The sequence below is a fragment of the Murimonas intestini genome (assembly GCF_024622195.1).
Taxonomy (GTDB): Bacteria; Bacillota; Clostridia; order Lachnospirales; family Lachnospiraceae; genus Murimonas; species Murimonas intestini.
The window spans coordinates 140353-158949 of sequence record NZ_JANKBI010000014.1 but is presented as its reverse complement, the minus strand read 5'-3'; the positions used below and the strand labels follow the sequence as shown (position 1 = coordinate 158949).

Genomic DNA, 18597 nt, shown 5'->3' with positions numbered 1-18597 from the left:
CACGAATCCTCCCGCCCGCCTGTCCCTCATGCTGATTCACTGCCTAAAATGCAAAGCGTCCCTCCCGCCCCTAATCATCTAAACAGCAATTTTAACCTGCTTGTCCTGTTTTTTCCCTCCTAATGCACGTTCAGTCCTAGTAGTCCCCCTCAGGAACATGCTAAAATAAACCCATCAAAACAAAGAGATGCCCGTGAGAAACAGGGATAGACAAAAGGAGGACAATCATGAAACTGAAAAAAGTGATGAGTATGGCTATGGCGGCAGCTATGGTATTGGGTATGACGGCTACAGCTGAGGCGTCAGAGGGCACAGAGGCGGCTGCAGAAACTGCGGCAGAGGCAACAGAGGCGGCAGGGGAGAATGCTTCCCAGACTGTAAGCCCGCTGGATCTGCTGGCTCCGGAAGTGGATGAGACGGAGGCGGTTTTCAGGGTCTGCACATATTATGGAGGGGATAATACTGTTTTTGCAGACTACGCGGCTGAAAAAATAAAAGAAAAATATCCCAATGTGACGCTGGAATTTGAGACATATCCTTCAGATGGGGGACAGACCATCAAGACAAGGGCAGCTACAGGGGATCTGCCGGAGATCCTGATGGTGGATTCAGGGACGATCAGTGTGCTGGCGGAGAGCGGCAGTATCATCCCGCTGGATGAATACATAGAAAAGTTCCGCCTTGCTGATTATTATAATGACTCTATTATGCAGAACACCCTTTATGCCCCGGACGGCCATATGTACCATTTCCAGATAGGCAGTATCTCACCGATCCTCTGGTACTATAACAATGAGCTTTTTGAAGAAAATAACATCAAAGTCCCGGAAAACTATGATGAGCTGCTGGCAGCAGTGAAGGCATTCAGAGAAAAAGATATCATTCCTATGGCAATGTTTGGAAAAGAGCCATGGCCGTTAGGTGCATTCTTTGACAGCTTTGCAGTAAAAGAGGTGCCGGGAGGATGCTATGCCTTATCAAAGGGTGAGGTTAAGGCATCAGATGAGGGTATCCAGAAAGCAGTGGGGAAAATCGAAGAACTGATACAGGCAGGTATTTTCCAGGACGGAGTTACAAATACAGATTTTGATACTGCTTCAGCCCTTTTTAAAGAAGGTAAGGCTGCGATGATGTTAAACGGCAGCTGGTATACAGGTGACGTGATCGAGCCTATGGCAGGAAAAGTGGATATCATGGCTGCCTATCCCACAGCTGACGCCGGCAGTGAAGCAGTTAACGAATTCTGCATGACAGGCGGAGGAGATACAAATGGAATGGCAGTGACGGCTTCAGCAAAGGACCCGGAACTGGCAGCCAAGATCGCTTTCCTCTTTGGATATTACCGTGAGGCAGCCCAGTATCAGGCAAAAGGACTTGTGACTACACCGCTTAAATCAGATGTTCTGACCCTGGACAATGAACTTGATCCTATTTCACAGAAGCTTCTTGGTGTAGTGAATGAATATACCTATGATACAAAATTCCTGCACACTCTGCCAAATACAAAATTTGCAACTATTTTTACAGAAGAGATGCAGAAATTCCTGGTAGGTGAATCCGCGGCAGATTTCACAGCTAATCTGGATAAGGCCATTGAAAAGACCGTAGAATAGTAACTATTCAGCAGGTCTGTGCATGTAACTGTGAAGGTACTGAACAGTTGCGCAGAATAGAGAAATACAGGGCCGCTGCCAAAAATGCAGCGGCTCTCTTAATCAGAGGAGAAGCGCTATGAACAAAATGCTGGGAAATAAAAAGGCAATCTGTTTTTTTACATTGCCTACCATAATCGTGTTTACAGTATTCGTATTTTATCCCATCCTGCAGACTGCTTACAGGAGCTTTTTTGAATGGGACGGGCTGAATACAGCAGTTTTTACAGGTCTTGCAAATTACAAAGAGCTTTTTGCAGATGACCTGTTCTATGAGTCACTCAAAAACGGCCTGATCTTTGCCGTCATTCTGGTGACAGTCCAGGTGGGGCTGGCCACCCTCCTGACATTTGCTATGATGAATCATAAGATCAGGGGCAAACGCTTTTTTAAGACAGCCTTTTTTATTCCGGTAGTGCTGTCTGTCACAGTAGTCTGTCAGCTGTGGAGTGCTATCTACAATCCGGAGTTTGGCCTTATTAACAATATTTTTGAGGCGCTGGGAATCAGCTACAGGCAGGACTGGCTTTCTAATATGAACCTGGCTATTTTTGCTGTGACATTTGTCAATGTGTGGCAGTATACAGGATATCAGTTTGCTATTATCTATGCAGGGGCAAAGGCCATCCCTGAAGATTATCTGGAAGCGGCTAAGATTGACGGCGCATCAGACTGGAAAGTGAATACAAGGATCATTCTTCCTCTTTTAAAGGATACATACAGGATGTGTGTGGTATTTGCCATCACCGGAGGCCTGAATGCTTTCGCACACATGAACCTGCTCACCAAAGGAGGTCCCGGCACTTCTACATACACGCTGACATATATGACCTTCCGCAATGCCTTCACTATAGGTGAGTTTGGGTATGGATGTGCCTCTGCTATCATCCTGGTACTCCAATGCCTTCTGGCAACAGTCATAATCAATAAAATCTTCTCCTCACGGGAAGATAATTTATAGGAGGAAACCGTGATGAAACAGAAAGCAAAGACAGTGATCATAACCGCGGCATTGCTTCTATTTGCCCTGGTCTGTATCTATCCTTTAATTTACCTGCTGTTTTATTCCCTGAAGACAAATGATGAGATATTCTTTTTAAATCCGTTCGGCTTCCCGGAACATCCGCTGTTTGAAAATTATAAGACAGCAGTCAGCGCTTTTAATATTCTGGGCTACTACAAAAACAGCATTATTGTCACACTTGTCTCCATAGCGGGAGTCATGGTGCTGGCAGTTCCCTTTGCATACGGAACTACCAGGATGCGCTGGAAACTGAAAAATACAGCGGCCACATACCTGATGATGGGACTTTTCATTCCAATCCAGGTAATCATCATCCCTCTGGCCATTCTGGTACGCCAGCTCCATATGTCAAATACATATTTTGCATTGATCATACCCTACATTGCCTTTAATGTATCCTTTGCCAGCATGATCATAGCCACATCCTTCAGATCACTGCCAAAAGAGATGGAGGAATCAGCATTTATTGACGGGGCAAGTGTGTACCGTTCCTTTTTCCAGATCCTCATGCCTCTTGTGAAACCGGCGATAGCCACTGCCGTTACCTTTGTATTTCTGGGTGTGTGGAATGAGTATACAGTAGCCTCTGTCTTTATCAGCAATGATGCAGTGAAGACGCTGCCTGTAGGGCTGGCTGCGTTTACAGGGGAGCACTCTACGGAATGGGGAGCTATGGGAGCCTGTCTTGTTATGGCAAGCATACCTACTATCATAATATATGCCATATTCAGCGAACAAGTAGAAAAAGCTCTGACTATCGGCGGAGCCGTAAAAGGATAACATACCATGAAAAATAAATTATACTATGAAGCCCCTGCAGATGCATGGGAAAAAGGAATGGCTATAGGAAACGGCCGTATTGGGGCAATGCTTCTGGGAGGGACTGACAGAGAGCATATCTGGCTGAATGAGGATACTCTCTGGTCGGGATATCCGAGGGATTATAATGATCCCGATGCATACCTCTATCTGGAGGAAGTCAGAAGACTTATATTTGACAAAGAATATGAAAAAGCTGAGAAAATATTGAACCGCCGCATGGTGGGGAACTGGAATGAATCCTACCTGCCTATGGGAGATCTGTATATAGAGACTCCCGGATTAAAAAATATAATGGCATACAAAAGAATACTGAACCTGAGCACGGGCACCGCATCCATAAGCGCTGTGACGGATAAATTTTCTTATGAACGCACCTGCTTCTGCTCATATCCTGACCAGGTGATGGCACTTCGGATCAGGTCATCAGAGACCCTGGAGGGAGGCATGAAATTCTGCCTTTCCAGCCAGCTGCGTTCTTTCTGTACAAAGGATGGGGACTGCTTTATACTTACAGGCTGGTGCCCTTCCGTGGTCGAACCTGATTACTATCCGGGTGAATATCCCATCCTCTATGAAGACTATGAGACTACAACGGCTGTCAGATTTCAGATGAGAATGAAGGTAGTGACAGATGGAAGTGCTGCAGTGGAAGAGGACGGCATAAGGGTTACAGGGAGCAGGGAGACGCTCCTGCTTTTGAGCAGCGCCAACAGTTTTCTGGGATATGATGTAAAGCCCCGGGGAAATTTTGAAGAAAAAGTAAGGCAGTATATGGAAAAGGCAGGGCGTTTTTCCTGGAAGGAACTTTATAACAGGCACAGAAGTGATTTCACAGCTCTGTTTGGCAGGGTGGAACTGGAACTGGGACATTCTGAAAACGAAGATCTGCCCATGGATAAGCGGCTGCTGAGATTTTCTGAGGGGGAAGAGGACCCGGAGCTGATCGCTACCGCCTTTCAGTTTGGAAGATATCTGCTTATATCCAGCTCCAGAGAGGGGACGGAGCCTGCAAATCTCCAGGGCATCTGGAATAAAGATATACGGCCGCCATGGAGTTCTAACTACACAGTAAATATTAATACCCAGATGAATTACTGGCCGGCGGAAGTGTGCAGTCTCCCGGAATGTGCCCGTCCTCTTATGAAATTTATTGAGGAGATCAGAGAGGCAGGGAGGAAGACAGCAGAGATAAACTATCACTGTAGAGGCTTTGCAGTCCATCACAACGTAGACCTCTGGAGGAAGACTACAGCTGTGGGGTCCAGAGAAAAGGAGGTGGATGTGCTGCCCTGGTCCTTCTGGCTGATGTCAGGCGGATGGTTCTGCCAGCATATCTATAACCACTATATCTATACCCCGGATAAGAATTTTCTCCTGCAGTCGGCCTGGCCTGTTCTCATGGAAAGCGCCAGGTTCTACCTGGACTGGCTGGTGGAGCGTAATGGAGAATTGCTCACAGTCCCGTCCGCCTCCCCGGAGAATCTCTTTGCGGACGGCGGAGGCTGTCATGGCATCACTTACAGCTGCACATTAGATAATGCTATCCTGCGTGAACTGTTTGGAAATTGTCTGGAAGCCGCGGGCCATGTGAAAAAGTGCAGGAGCCTCACAGCGGAGGAGGAGTCATTCTGCAGGGAGGTCAAAACTGCTCTTTCAAAGCTTCCGCCATATAAGATAGGAAAGTACGGGCAGCTTCAGGAGTGGTATGAGGATTTTGAAGAGAAGGATCCGGAGCACAGGCACCTCTCTATGCTGTATGGCCTTTATCCGGGAAATACCATTACAGCAGAAAACACGCCAAAGCTTGCCGCAGCCTGCAGGAGAGCTCTGGAAAGAAGAGGGGAGGGGAGCGTACCCTGGAGCCGTGCCTGGAAGGTATGCCTTCAGGCCAGGCTGAAAGATGGGGAAAAAGCATATGAGGAGGTGCGGCGTTTTCTTCAGCCGGCCAATTCAAATGAGATATCCTACAATGACGGAGGGATATACAGCAGCCTTTTCTGCGCCATGCCCCTTGAGGTTGACGGCAATCTGGGATTTACGGCGGGAATTGCAGAGATGCTCATACAAAGCCATCTCACAGAACCGGAACTGCTGCCGGCTCTGCCAAAGGCCTGGAAGAACGGCCATGTTAAAGGATTAAAAGTCCGCGGCGGCCAGACGGCTGATATTTACTGGGAAGACGGAAAACTGAAATCATATTCACTGCGAAGCGGCAGCAGATAGGAGGAAATAAAATGCCCATTTTAGATATGCCTGTTGAAAAATTAAAGGAATACACAGGAACTAATCCAAAGCCTGATGATTTTGACTTGTACTGGGAGAGGGCGCTTGCGGAATTGGACGGGACAGATCCTGATCCGGAGTGGATACCCGCTGATTTTAAGGCGCCGTCCGCAGACTGTTATGATCTGTATTATACAGGTGTAAGAAATGCCAGGATCCATGCAAAAGTGCTGGTACCTAAGGTGCATAAGGATAAGATGCCCGCGCTTGTTAATTTTCACGGATATACGGGAAACTGCGGAAACTGGACGGATAAGCTCTCTTACGCCGGCGCGGGTTTCGTGACAGCTGCCATGGACTGCCGGGGACAGGGAGGCAGATCGGAGGATACAGGACAGGTAAAGGGAAACACCATGCATGGCCATATTATCAGGGGTCTTGATGATGAGCCCGATAACCTGCTGATGAGGAATATATTTCTGGACGCCGCAGAGCTTGCCAGGATCCTTATGGATATGCCTGATGTGGATGCAGATAAGGTAGGGGTTTTTGGAGTATCCCAGGGAGGCGGGCTGTCTCTGGCCTGTGCGGCACTGGAACCGCGTATTGCAAGAGCAGCCGTCCAGTATCCTTTTCTGTCCGACTACAGGCGGGTGTGGGAGCTGGACATGGCCCAGAATGCCTATGAAGAGCTGCAGAGCTACTTTAAATTTTTTGATCCCCTGCATGAGAGGGAGGAAGAGGTCTACCGCCGTCTGGGGTATATAGATGTCCATAACCTGGCGCCCAGAATACGGGGGAAAGTACAGATGGCTGTAACACTTATGGATAATATATGCCCCCCTTCCACCCAGTTTGCTGCATATAACGCCATCACAGCCCCGAAGGAACTTCAGATATACCCTGATTTTGGCCATGAATTTCTGCCCGGGCAGGAAGACAGGGCATTCAGGTTTTTAATGGAAATGCTGGAAGGATAAAATACCAGAAAAATCTGACATCAGAAAATTATAAAACACCACTGAAATATAAAAACAACTATTTCAGCGGTGTTTTTTTGATTTCATTTCAATTTAATTTCGTCACCTGCCAAATTTCTTGATTATTGAAATGTCTCCGTGAATATGATATCCTAAAGGGTAGGTTACAGATCAGCCTTTTGCTGTTTGCTGAAGGCATGTACTGTAAAAATTTGATAGCTTATTTTGCAGTGAAGATGGAGGAATCCCATAATGAAATTATCTGCTTTATTAGAAAGATTAGAATATGAATGTGTCCAGGGCAGTCTTGACACGGATGTGAGGTCTGTAGTCAATGATTCCAGGAAAGCGGAGGACGGAGCACTGTTCTTCTGTATAAAAGGCGCCGTCTCTGACGGTCATAAATATGCCGCCGAGGTGGCAAAGAAGGGAGCATCAGTCCTGATCGTGCAGGATGAGGTGGAGGTGCCGGAGAATGTCACAGTCATCAAAGTGGCAGACAGCCGCTATGCCATGGCGCTCATATCGGCCGCCTGGTTCGGATATCCTGCCAGGCAGCTGAAGGTGATAGGGATCACCGGTACAAAGGGGAAGACAACTACTACATATATGGTAAAGTCTATCCTGGAATCAGCCGGGCACAAGGTTGGGCTGATCGGTACTATCGAGGCTATTATTGGGGATGAAGTGATGCCGGCCAGCAATACCACACCTGAATCATATACCATCCAGGAATACTTCAGAAAGATGGTGGATGAAGGGTGTGACTGCGTTGTCATGGAGGTTTCTTCCCAGGGCCTGATGCTCCACAGGACGGCAGGCGTCCAGTTTGAGATAGGTATTTTCACAAATATTGAGCCTGACCACATAGGGCCGGCAGAGCATTCCAGCTTTGAGGAATATATGGCCTGCAAGGGCCTGCTTTTCAGGCAGTGCCGCATCGGTATCGTGAATGCTGATGATAAGCACCTGGATCAGGTGCTGGAGGGGCACACATGTAAAATAGAGACATTTGGCTTTTCAGAAAATGCAGATCTGCGCGCTTCAGATGTAAAGCTGGTCAAGGAGCCGGGCTACCTGGGAGTGTCTTACAGAGCCAGCGGACTCATTGATATGGATGTGGAGATCGACATCCCGGGAAAATTCAGTGTGTATAATTCACTGACAGCCATTGCCATCTGCCTTCATTTCGGTGTATCCAGAGACAATATCAGGCAGGCATTAAAACAGGCCAAGGTCAAGGGCCGCATTGAGATGATCAAGGTGTCAGATGATTTTACGCTGATGATAGATTATGCCCACAATGCCATGAGTTTAAAGAGCCTGCTCACCACACTGAGGGAATATCAGCCCAAGCGTCTTGTATGCCTGTTTGGCTGCGGGGGCAACAGGTCCAGGGCAAGAAGATATGAGATGGGTGAAGTTTCCGGGCAGCTGGCTGATTTTACGATCATTACCTCTGATAACCCCCGGTTTGAGAAACCGGATGATATCATAGCTGATATTGAGACAGGGATAAAGAAAACAGAGGGTGAGTATATCAGGATCCCTGACAGGAAGGAGGCCATTGCCTATGCGATCCACAACGGAAGGCCGGGTGATGTGATCGTGCTGGCCGGGAAAGGTCATGAAGACTACCAGGAGATAGAGGGGAAAAAACACCCTATGGATGAGAGGGTGCTGATTGCCCAGATTTTGAAGGAAGACAGGGCGGGAGCCTGAAAGGGGAGAATGCAGAAGCTATATGCGGATATCATAGTAGATATCACACAGGAAAAATTAGACAGGACATTCCAGTATATTATTCCGGATCGGCTGAGGGAAAAGCTGGAGGTGGGCATGCTTGTGCAGGTTCCGTTTGGAAAGGGCAGCAGGACGATCAAGGGATATGTGATAAAGCTGACTGACACTGCGGAATTCGATTTATCAAGACTGAAAGAAATACAGGAAATCGTCACGGACGGGCTGGGCCCCCAGTCCAGGCTGGTCAGGCTGGCTGCATGGATCAGGGAGCAGTACGGCTCTGCAATGATACAGGCGTTAAAGACCGTGATACCTGTTAAGAAAAAAATAAAGGCAAGAGAAAAGAAAAGCATACGCCTGATCATGGACAGGGAAAAGGCAGTGTCCCAGCTGGAGTTTTACAGGAAAAAGCATCAGGCTGCGAGAGCCAGGCTTTTAGAAGCGCTGCTGGAGGATGCAGAGCTGCCCTATGAGCTGGCCGCCGGCCGCCTGAATATTACTTCAGCTGTAATAAAGGCCCTGGAGGAACAGCAGGTGATCGTCTGCAGCAGTGAAAAGGTCTACAGAAATCCTCTTAAGGGAGAAATGGCGGAAGGGCAGCATATATCCCTGAACGCAGAGCAGCAGGCTGCGGCGGAGGGGATCATCCGTGCATGGGAGGCGGGCGATGACAGGCCCAGCCTGATCCATGGAGTCACAGGCAGCGGAAAGACAGAAGTTTACATGGAACTCATAGCCCATGTGGTAGAAAACGGTCAGCAGGCGATCATGCTCATACCCGAGATCGCCCTGACTTATCAGACTGTCATGCGGTTTTACAGAAGGTTTGGGGAGCGTATCTCCGTAGTAAATTCCCGCCTTTCAGACGGTGAGAAATATGACCAGTTCGAGAGGGCCAGAAATGGGGATATCGATGTCATGATCGGCCCCAGATCGGCGCTGTTTACACCGTTTCAGAATCTGGGGGCTGTCATTATTGACGAAGAACATGAGCGTACATATAAAAGTGAGACAACACCCAGGTACGATGCCAGGGAGACGGCCATCCGCCGGGCGGAGATGGAAGGCGCAAGGGTGGTGCTGGGATCGGCAACCCCTTCTGTAGAATCATACTACAGGGCGCTGGAAGGACAATACAGCCTTTACCAGCTGAAGAAGCGGGTGAGGGAGGGAGAACTTCCTGATGTATGTATCGCGGATATGAGGGAAGAGCTGAAGGCGGGAAACAGGTCTATATTCAGCCGCAGGCTCCTGGAACTCACAGAGGACAGGCTTAAGAACGGCGAGCAGGTCATGCTGTTTCTGAACAGGAGAGGGTATTCGGGGTTTTTATCCTGCCGCTCCTGCGGGCATGTGCTGAAATGTCCCCACTGTGAGGTATCGCTCTCGGCCCATAATAACGGAAAACTAGTCTGCCACTACTGCGGATATGAGGAAGAGATCCCCCATAAATGTCCTTCCTGCGGCTCTGCTTTTCTGAGAGGGTTCAAAGCCGGGACACAGCAGATCGAAGAACTGGTAAGAAAGCAGTTCCCTTCTGCCAGAGTCCTGCGTATGGATCTGGATACGACAAAGGGAAAGGGAGGCCACGACAAGATACTGGAAAGCTTCTTGAACAGGGAGGCGGATATCCTGATAGGGACACAGATGATCGTAAAAGGGCACGATTTTCCAAATGTCACCCTGGTGGGTGTGCTGGCGGCTGATCTCTCCCTCCATGCCGGAGATTACAGGTGCGCGGAAAGAACATTCCAGCTGCTGACACAGGCGGCAGGCAGGGCCGGGAGAGGTGAGAGGCCGGGAGAGGTGGTCATCCAGACATATGACCCTTCAAATTATGCCGTCCAGGCGGCTGCTTCCCAGGACTACGAAGGCTTTTACTGGCAGGAGATACTGTTCCGCAGCCTGGCAGGCTATCCGCCGGTGTCAGGAATGATGGCCATACATGGGACTTCGGAAGATCAGGGGCAGCTGGAACTGGCCATGGAGTATCTGAAAAAGCTGCTGGACCAGATAGGGAAGAAAAACCAGCTCTCTATTGTAGGACCGGCTGACGAGACAGTTTACAAGATCAGCGATGTGTACAGAAAAGTACTCTATGTGAAGCATGAGAGGCGGGAAATGCTGATTATGGTCAAGGACAGGGTAGAACAATATATAGAGATGAACCAGGGATATAAAACAATCAATATACAGTTTGAATTAGAGTAATTATTTAAGTTACAACAGTCATAAATAATTAAAAATGAGAAGATAATAATGGAGGAATGAAAAATGGCGATCCGGAAGATCAGGATTATGGGTGATGGCGTACTTACTAAAAAATGCAAAGAAGTAAAAGAGGTGACACCGAGAATCAGGCAGCTCATAGATGATATGATTGAAACAATGTATGAAGAGATGGGCGTAGGGCTGGCAGCTCCCCAGGTGGGTGTGCTCAAGAGGATCGTTGTGATAGACGTGGGTGAGGGGCCGATCATCATGATCAACCCGGAGATCATAGAGACTTCAGGAGAACAGTGCGGTTCTGAAGGATGTCTGAGCCTCCCTGGAAAGATGGGACAGGTGACAAGGCCGAATTACGTTAAAGCAAAGGCTTATAATGAAGAGATGGAAGAAATCATTGTGGAGGGTGAAGAACTGCTGGCCAGGGCAATCTGCCATGAGTGCGAGCATCTGGACGGAATCATGTTTGTGGAGCATGTGGAAGGCGAACTATATGACGTGGCCCCGGCAGAGGAAGAAGAGTTATAAACATCAGGATAGATGATCAGAGAGATGAGGTGGCAAGATGCGTATAGTATTTATGGGAACCCCGGATTTTGCAGTGGGGACATTAAAGGCACTTATAGGATCACGGCATGAGGTGGCGGCTGTCATTACCCAGCCGGATAAGCCCAAGGGAAGAGGCAAGGCCATGCAGTACACACCTGTCAAGGAGGTGGCCCTGGAGGCAGGGATCCCTGTTTTCCAGCCCAGGAAGGTGCGTGACCCTGAATTTATAGAACAATTCAGACAGCTTGAGCCGGATGCGGCTGTAGTGGTGGCTTTCGGACAGATCATTCCCCAGGCGGTTCTGGATATCCCCAAGTTTGGCTGCATCAACGTGCATGGCTCCCTGCTTCCCAAGTACAGGGGGGCGGCGCCTATACAGTGGGCTGTGATTGACGGTGAAAAGGAGTCAGGCGTGACAACTATGCGCATGGATGCAGGGCTGGACACCGGAGATATGATATTAAAAGCAGCGGTACCTCTTGACGAAAAGGAAACAGGAGGTAGCCTGTTCGATAAGCTGAGCCGGACAGGAGCGGAACTTCTGCTGGAGACCCTGGACAAGATCGAGGACGGGACGGCAGTCTATGAAAAGCAGGAGGAAGAATCGCCTACGGCATATGCTGCCATGCTGAAAAAGGATCAGGGCCATATTGACTGGACCCGGGATGCAGCCAGCATAGAACGCCTTATCAGAGGGCTGAATCCGTGGCCCAGCGCATATACCCGCCTGGATGGAAAGACTTTAAAAATCTGGTCTGCTGATGTAGGGGAGGAAGCAGCCGGAGATGGCAGTTCTTATGGGGAAACAGCCTGTGGCACTGTCATAGAGGTCACAAAAAAGGATTTCAAGGTAAAGACAGGGAAAGGGTATCTTACAGTGAAGGAACTCCAGCCGGAGGGAAAGAAGCGGATGAGCGCGGATGCTTTCCTGAGAGGGTATCATGTAGAGGCAGGCACTGTACTGGAATAAATTCAGCCGGCTGCCGCTTGGCCTACGCAGGCCTGCATGAAAGGTTATATTTATTTTACTTAAGTTTTTATGAATTAATTGTGAAAGCCATGCTTTTTTATAGAAAATAGGATAGAATAATTGTAACTATCCTATGGAGAGTATAGAAATGTACAGGAAAGGAGCATGACTTATGTTATTGAGTTATAATGTAAATCATTTTTATGGATATGGTATGGGCGGGTTCGGGATGTTCCTGGATCCGACTATGATTTTTGCCCTGATCGGGCTGGCGCTGTCACTGATAGCGTCCGGGGCAGTGAGAAGCTCATTTGCAAAATATTCGTCAGTGCGGGCTATGTGCGGACTGACAGGGGCACAGGTGGCTGACAGGCTGCTGAGGAGCGCTGGTATTGGTGATGTCAGGATAGAGCATATAAGCGGAAATCTGAATGACCACTATGATCCAAGGTCAAAGGTCCTTCGTCTCTCAGACAGTGTATATGGGTCCACATCAGTGGCTGCCCTGGGTGTGGCGGCGCACGAATGCGGCCATGCGATCCAGCATCAGGTCCACTATGGGCCGCTTGTGCTGCGCAGCACGCTGGTGCCTCTGGCAAATCTCGGCTCTACCCTTGCCTGGCCCGTCTTTTTTATCGGACTGATCGCTTCTGTTCCATTTCTGACTACCGCGGGAATCATTCTGTTTGGTCTGGCGGTGCTGTTCCAGCTGGTGACACTCCCGGTAGAATTCAATGCATCAAAAAGAGCGCTGTCCCAGCTTGACGGTATGGGGATACTGGGGCAGACGGAGTCAGAAGGGGCCAGAAAAGTGCTAAGAGCAGCGGCTATGACATATGTGGCAAGCCTTGCTGCTTCAATTTTACAATTGCTCAGATTATTAATTTTATCAAGGGGAAGAAGAAATGACTAAGACGGTTAACATAAGAGAACTGGTTCTGGAAATGCTTATGCAGGTGACAGAAGAGGGAGGATACAGCCATATCGTGCTGCGTGAGGTGCTGGAGAAATATCAGTATCTTGAAAAGCGTGACCGCTCCTTCCTCACAAGAGTGTTCGAGGGCACTCTGGAAAATATGATACAGATAGATTATATCATCGGCTGTTTTTCGAAGGTAAAAGTAGAGGATATGAAGCCGCTGATCAGGGACCTGCTCCGGCTTTCCGTTTATCAGCTGAAATATATGGACAGTATACCGGATTCTGCTGTGTGCAATGAGGCAGTGAAGATTGCACAGAGGAGAGGCTTTTATAATCTGAAAGGATTTGTAAATGGAGTTCTGCGGAGTGTGGCAAGAGGAATCGCACAGGTGGAATATCCTGATGAAAAAAAGGAGCCTGAAAAATTTCTGTCGGTGACCTACTCCATGCCGGAATGGATCCTGGAAAAATGGCTGCTCCAGTTTGATTATGCAGTGGTGAAACGTATCTGTGAGGCCTTTCATGAGGAGCAGCCCACGACTATCAGGTGTAATCTGAATATGGCTACTCTGGAAGAGGTGTCTGAGAGCCTCAAGGGCGAGGGTATCGAAGTGAAGAAAGTCCCATATCTGGATTATGCCCTTCAGATCAGGAATTATAATTATCTTAAAGCGATCACATCATTTAAAAAGGGCTGGTTCCAGGTCCAGGATGTGAGCTCTATGCTGGTGGCGGAGATAGCGGCGCCTCAGTGGGGTGATTACTGCATAGATGTGTGCGCCGCGCCGGGAGGAAAGAGCCTGCATCTGGCTGACAAGCTTAAGGGCAGCGGTTATGTGGAGGCAAGGGATGTGACAGATTACAAGGTGGCGCTCATGCAGGAGAATATAGACCGCATCAATTCTGTAAATATGGAAGCAGTTCTTGCCGATGCCACTGTATTTGATCCAAAATCAGTGGAAAAAGCAGATATCCTCATAGCAGATGTGCCTTGCTCAGGCCTTGGCGTGCTGGGTAAAAAGGCGGATATTAAATATAAGATGAGTGCGGCTAAGCAGCAGGAGATCATAAAGCTGCAGAGGAAGATACTTGATACTGTTTACCAGTATGTCAAGGTGGGAGGCACGCTCATATACAGCACATGTACCATCGGAGCTGACGAGAACCAGTACAACGTCAAGTGGTTTCTGGATCATTATCCGTTCAGGCTGGACAGTATCGACCCATATATCAGTGATGAGCTCAAGAGTAAATCCACAAAGGCCGGTTATCTGCAGCTCCTTCCAGGAGTGCACAAAGCTGACGGATTTTTCATTTCGCGTTTTAAGAGGATCAGTTAATGGATAAAAAAGATATCAAATCCCTTTATTTAGATGAACTGCAGCAGGAACTGGCAGTTTTGGGGGAGAAGCCGTTTCGGGCGGGACAGGTTTACCAGTGGATGCATCAGAAGCTGGCGGAAGATTTTGAAGAAATGAGCAGCCTGTCCAAAGAGCTTCGCAGGAAACTCTGTGAAAATTATGAATACATATGTCTGAGGCCTGTCGAGGTCCTGACTTCAGATATCGACGGAACACAGAAATATTTATTTGAGCTGGATGATAAAAATGTAGTTGAGAGTGTGCTGATGAAGTACAGGCACGGGAATTCCGTGTGTATCTCCTCCCAGGTGGGGTGCAGGATGGGATGCCGTTTCTGCGCCTCCACCATCGGCGGATGGGTGAGAAATCTGACGGGGGGCGAGATGCTGGACCAGGTATACCGCATACAGCGCCTGTCAGGAGAGAGAGTCTCAAATCTGGTGATCATGGGAACAGGAGAGCCGCTGGATAATTATGACAATGTGGTGAGGTTCATCCGGCTTTTGAGTAATGAAAAAGGACTGAATATCAGCCAGAGGAATATTACCCTGTCAACCTGCGGACTCGTGCCCCAGATACGCCGTCTGGCGGAAGAGGGACTGCAGATCACACTTGCACTGTCACTCCATGCTTCTAGTCAGGAAAAGCGCAGGGAGCTGATGCCGATTGCAAATAAATACAGCATCAGTGAGGTGCTGGATGCCTGCCGTTACTATTATGATAAGACAGGGCGGCGTCTCACATTTGAATACAGCCTGGTGGGAGGCGTCAATGACAGAAGAGAGGATGCGGCTCTTCTGGCAAAGCTGATCGGAAACCTGAACTGTCACGTAAACCTGATTCCTGTCAATCCTATAAAAGAGCGCGATTTTGTCAGCTCACAGAAAAAAGTTATGGACGATTTCAAAAATAAACTTGAAAAATGCGGAATTAATGTTACTATTAGAAGGGAAATGGGCCGGGATATCAACGGCGCATGCGGACAGCTCAGAAGAAGTTATATAAAGCTTTCAGATGAAAAGGAAGAAGGGGAGGAAGAAGTATGAAATCTTTCTGCATTACAGATGTAGGGCAGAGAAGGGTCATGAACCAGGACTTTGTCTATGCATCAAATAAGCCGGTTGGCAGCCTTCCCAATCTATTTGTGGTTGCGGATGGAATGGGCGGTCATAAGGCCGGCGATTTTGCTTCCCGTTATACAGTTGAAGTACTGCTGGATTCAATCAATAAAAATCCGGAGAGTAATCCGATAAAAGTGATACGGACAGGCATAGAGACAGCCAATACTGAAGTTTTGGCAAAGGCCAATGCGGATGAGAATTTTGCAGGAATGGGAACGACCATAGTGGTGGCTACAGTGATCGGGCATTACCTGTATGTGGCAAACGTGGGGGACAGCAGGCTGTATCTGATCAGGAACAGGATCCAGCAGATCACAAAGGACCATTCCCTGGTGGAGGAAATGGTAAGGATTGGGGAAATTAACAGGGAACAGGCCAGGAACCACCCTGATAAAAATATTATTACAAGGGCGATCGGTGCAAGGCCGAGAGTCATGATTGATTTTTTTGATATGAAGCTGCTCGCTGGGGACAGGCTGCTGCTCTGTTCCGATGGGCTGAGCAACATGCTGGAAGACCAGGAAATCGAGCATATTGTGAAAAAAGGTAGAGACCTGCCGAAGATAGCCAGAGAACTGGTGGCAAGAGCCAACCAGAATGGCGGTAAAGACAATATAGCGGTTGTGCTGGTGGAACCGCTGACAGGTGAGGTGGAAGAATGTTAAAAGAAGGAATGTTTATCCAGGAAAGGTACGAGATCATAAGCAGGATAGGTTCCGGTGGAATGGCTGATGTCTATAAGGCAAAGGACCATAAGCTGAACCGTTTTGTTGCGGTCAAGGTTCTGAAGAATGAATTCAGGGATGACAAGGTATTTATCTCTAAATTCAGGACAGAGGCCCAGTCTGCAGCAGGACTTGCCCACCCGAATATTGTAAATGTGTATGATGTCGGAGAAGACCACGGCGTGTATTTTATCGTCATGGAACTGGTAGAGGGGATCACCCTTAAAGAATACATTGAAAAAAAAGGAAGGCTGGGCGTGCGGGAAGCCACCAGCATCGCAGTCCAGGTATCTATGGGACTGGAGACGGCGCATAATAAAGGGATCATTCACAGGGATGTGAAGCCTCAGAATATCATCATTTCTACAGATGGCAAGGTAAAGGTGACAGATTTCGGTATTGCCCGCGCTGCGTCTACAAATACGATCAGTTCTAATGTGATGGGTTCTGTCCATTACAGTTCTCCGGAGCAGGCAAGAGGCGGATACAGTGATGCCAAGAGCGATATCTACTCGCTGGGTATTACAATGTATGAGATGCTCACAGGGCATCTTCCGTTTGACGGTGACAGCACGGTAGCCATCGCTATCAAACACCTCCAGGAGGAGATGCAGTCTCCGAGGAAATACGTGCCAGACCTGCCAAAGAGCATTGTGCAGATCATTTATAAATGTACCCAAAAAAGTGCCGACAGGCGCTACAGCAATATGGAGGAACTGATATATGACCTGAAGGAATCTCTTGTGAATCCCGACGGTGATTTTGTACAGATCGTCCCTATCGGCAGCAATGCCCAGACGGTAGTGATATCCAAGGATGAACTGGACAGGATAAACGGAGGCTACGGTGATCCCGGGGCCGATGACTACGAGTACGGTGACGGGAACTACGGGGATAACTATCAGGACGGTTATAATGACCAGGACGGTTACGGTGGCGGCTACGGCGGACAGTACGACGACGGCTACGATGACCAGGGCGGTTACGGGCAGGGCTATGATGACTATGGCCAGGACGGCTACGGAAATGACGGTTACGGCGGCGGTGGCTATCAGAATAATCCTTACGGGGCTTACCCTCCGAGGGATAACCGCCAGGGGCGCTATTATGACCCTGATGACGACGATGATGAGAGCGGCATGCATCCGAAGCTGGAGAAGGTCCTGACTGTTGGAAGTATTGTTATTGCAGTTATCATCTTCTGCATTTTTGTGGCGCTTGTTGTGAATGCCCTGGGATTTAAGATCAATCCCTTTGCGAAGAAAGCAGAGACAGAGACAACAACGGAGACTGAGACTGACAGAGAGTCAGAAAGCAAAAAAGAAAGTGAGACAAGCAAGACAGAGGCAGGGGATATCACTGTTCCTTCACTGCTTGGAAAAACAAAGGCGCAGGCGGAGGAAGCCACAAAGAGCCTGGAGCTTGGCTCAAAATACGGCGGCGAGAAGACTTCTAATGAGTACCCGGCAGGACAGATCATGGAACAGAGCCCGGCGGCAGGAACTAAAGTTGCGAAAAATACGACTATCATCTATTATGTGAGCAAGGGTGCAGGCGAGATCAGCATTCCGGATCTGAGCGGCTACGATCTGTCTTCAGCCCAGTCAGCCTTAAGTGCCCTGGGATTAAAGACGAACACGGATTATGCCTATAGCGATACGGTGAGCCAGGACTTAGTCATAAGGACTAACCCGGCGGCAGGAGCTTCCGCACAGGCCGGGGATACAGTCACTGTGATACTGAGCAGAGGGCCAAATCCGGAGACACAGCCGCAGACAGAGCCTGCGAATACTGTCAATGTACCTGATATGACAGGCTGGGCGCAGTCAGATGCACAGAGCGCTATACAGAATCTGGGCCTGACTGTAAATATCCAGGAGGATGTATCCACAACAGTGGCCAAAGGGCTTGTTATGGGGCAGAGTGCCAGCGGTTCAGTTGAAGCCGGCGGAAGTATTACTCTTGTGATCAGCTTAGGCCAGCCTGACCCTGAAGTGGGGGGAGGCAATGAAGGCGGAAACGAAGGAAACGGCGGAGAAGGCGGAAACGGTGTTTATACTGCCGGAGGAAATCTGGAGACACCGCCGACAGGTTATGACGGGTATTCGCCAGTCAGAATTTCCCTGCGCCGTAATGATGTTGAAGAATCAGTTATTACAGATGGAGTTGCTGTTTCTTTCCCGTATCCGGTCCAACTGACAAGTTCTATTTCCGGCAGTGCGGTAATTAGAGTTGAAATTAATGGAACAATAACAGACTATCCTATCAACTTCGAATAAA

14 protein-coding genes are annotated in these 18597 nt (G+C 48.6%); all 14 read left to right on the top strand.

Annotated features, from left to right (window positions below; genetic code table 11):
- The first annotated feature begins 227 nt into the window (after positions 1 to 227).
- The 14 genes from NSB28_RS18165 to NSB28_RS18100 all read left to right on the top strand — a co-directional run bounded on the left by NSB28_RS18165 (position 228) and on the right by NSB28_RS18100 (position 18596).
- Positions 228 to 1613, top strand: coding sequence for an ABC transporter substrate-binding protein (locus NSB28_RS18165; RefSeq protein ID WP_109747901.1), 1386 nt, complete (start codon positions 228 to 230; stop codon positions 1611 to 1613).
- 118 nt (positions 1614 to 1731) lie between these two features.
- Positions 1732 to 2613, top strand: a complete 882-nt coding sequence (locus NSB28_RS18160; RefSeq protein ID WP_109747902.1) for a carbohydrate ABC transporter permease — start codon at positions 1732 to 1734, stop codon at positions 2611 to 2613.
- Between the two features lie 12 nt (positions 2614 to 2625).
- A complete protein-coding gene (locus NSB28_RS18155; RefSeq protein ID WP_109747903.1) occupies positions 2626 to 3456 on the top strand; it encodes a carbohydrate ABC transporter permease in 831 nt (276 codons plus the stop codon).
- A 6-nt stretch (positions 3457 to 3462) separates the two neighbouring features.
- The gene (locus tag NSB28_RS18150) at positions 3463 to 5721 is read left to right on the top strand and encodes a glycoside hydrolase family 95 protein (RefSeq protein WP_109747904.1); all 2259 of its coding nucleotides are present in this window, start codon (positions 3463 to 3465) and stop codon (positions 5719 to 5721) included.
- Between the two features lie 11 nt (positions 5722 to 5732).
- Positions 5733 to 6701 (top strand): acetylxylan esterase, encoded by a 969-nt coding sequence (locus NSB28_RS18145; RefSeq protein ID WP_109747905.1) that lies wholly within the window; start codon positions 5733 to 5735, stop codon positions 6699 to 6701.
- A gap of 252 nt (positions 6702 to 6953) precedes the next feature.
- A complete protein-coding gene (locus NSB28_RS18140) occupies positions 6954 to 8423 on the top strand; it encodes a UDP-N-acetylmuramoyl-L-alanyl-D-glutamate--2,6-diaminopimelate ligase (RefSeq protein WP_109747906.1) in 1470 nt (489 codons plus the stop codon).
- A 9-nt stretch (positions 8424 to 8432) separates the two neighbouring features.
- Positions 8433 to 10655 carry a replication restart helicase PriA gene (priA, locus tag NSB28_RS18135; RefSeq protein WP_109747907.1) on the top strand — a complete coding sequence of 741 codons (2223 nt, stop codon included), beginning with the start codon at positions 8433 to 8435 and terminating at the stop codon, positions 10653 to 10655.
- Between the two features lie 63 nt (positions 10656 to 10718).
- Entirely contained in the window at positions 10719 to 11198 is a 480-nt protein-coding gene (gene def, locus NSB28_RS18130; protein ID WP_109747908.1) for a peptide deformylase, read from the top strand.
- A gap of 37 nt (positions 11199 to 11235) precedes the next feature.
- Positions 11236 to 12189 (top strand): methionyl-tRNA formyltransferase, encoded by a 954-nt coding sequence (gene fmt / locus NSB28_RS18125; RefSeq protein ID WP_109747909.1) that lies wholly within the window; start codon positions 11236 to 11238, stop codon positions 12187 to 12189.
- A gap of 172 nt (positions 12190 to 12361) precedes the next feature.
- Positions 12362 to 13102: a zinc metallopeptidase gene (locus tag NSB28_RS18120; protein ID WP_109747910.1), complete on the top strand. Its 741-nt coding sequence runs from the start codon at positions 12362 to 12364 to the stop codon at positions 13100 to 13102.
- Positions 13095 to 14450, top strand: a complete 1356-nt coding sequence (gene rsmB, locus NSB28_RS18115) for a 16S rRNA (cytosine(967)-C(5))-methyltransferase RsmB (protein ID WP_109747911.1) — start codon at positions 13095 to 13097, stop codon at positions 14448 to 14450. Before NSB28_RS18120 ends, rsmB begins: the two co-directional genes overlap by 8 nt.
- Positions 14450 to 15517 carry a dual-specificity RNA methyltransferase RlmN gene (rlmN, locus tag NSB28_RS18110; protein WP_109747912.1) on the top strand — a complete coding sequence of 356 codons (1068 nt, stop codon included), beginning with the start codon at positions 14450 to 14452 and terminating at the stop codon, positions 15515 to 15517. The genes rsmB and rlmN overlap by 1 nt, the downstream gene beginning before the upstream one ends.
- Positions 15514 to 16257, top strand: a complete 744-nt coding sequence (locus tag NSB28_RS18105; RefSeq protein ID WP_109747913.1) for a Stp1/IreP family PP2C-type Ser/Thr phosphatase — start codon at positions 15514 to 15516, stop codon at positions 16255 to 16257. The genes rlmN and NSB28_RS18105 overlap by 4 nt, the downstream gene beginning before the upstream one ends.
- Positions 16251 to 18596 (top strand): protein kinase domain-containing protein, encoded by a 2346-nt coding sequence (locus tag NSB28_RS18100; RefSeq protein ID WP_109747914.1) that lies wholly within the window; start codon positions 16251 to 16253, stop codon positions 18594 to 18596. Before NSB28_RS18105 ends, NSB28_RS18100 begins: the two co-directional genes overlap by 7 nt.
- The last annotated feature ends 1 nt before the right edge of the window (position 18597 follow it).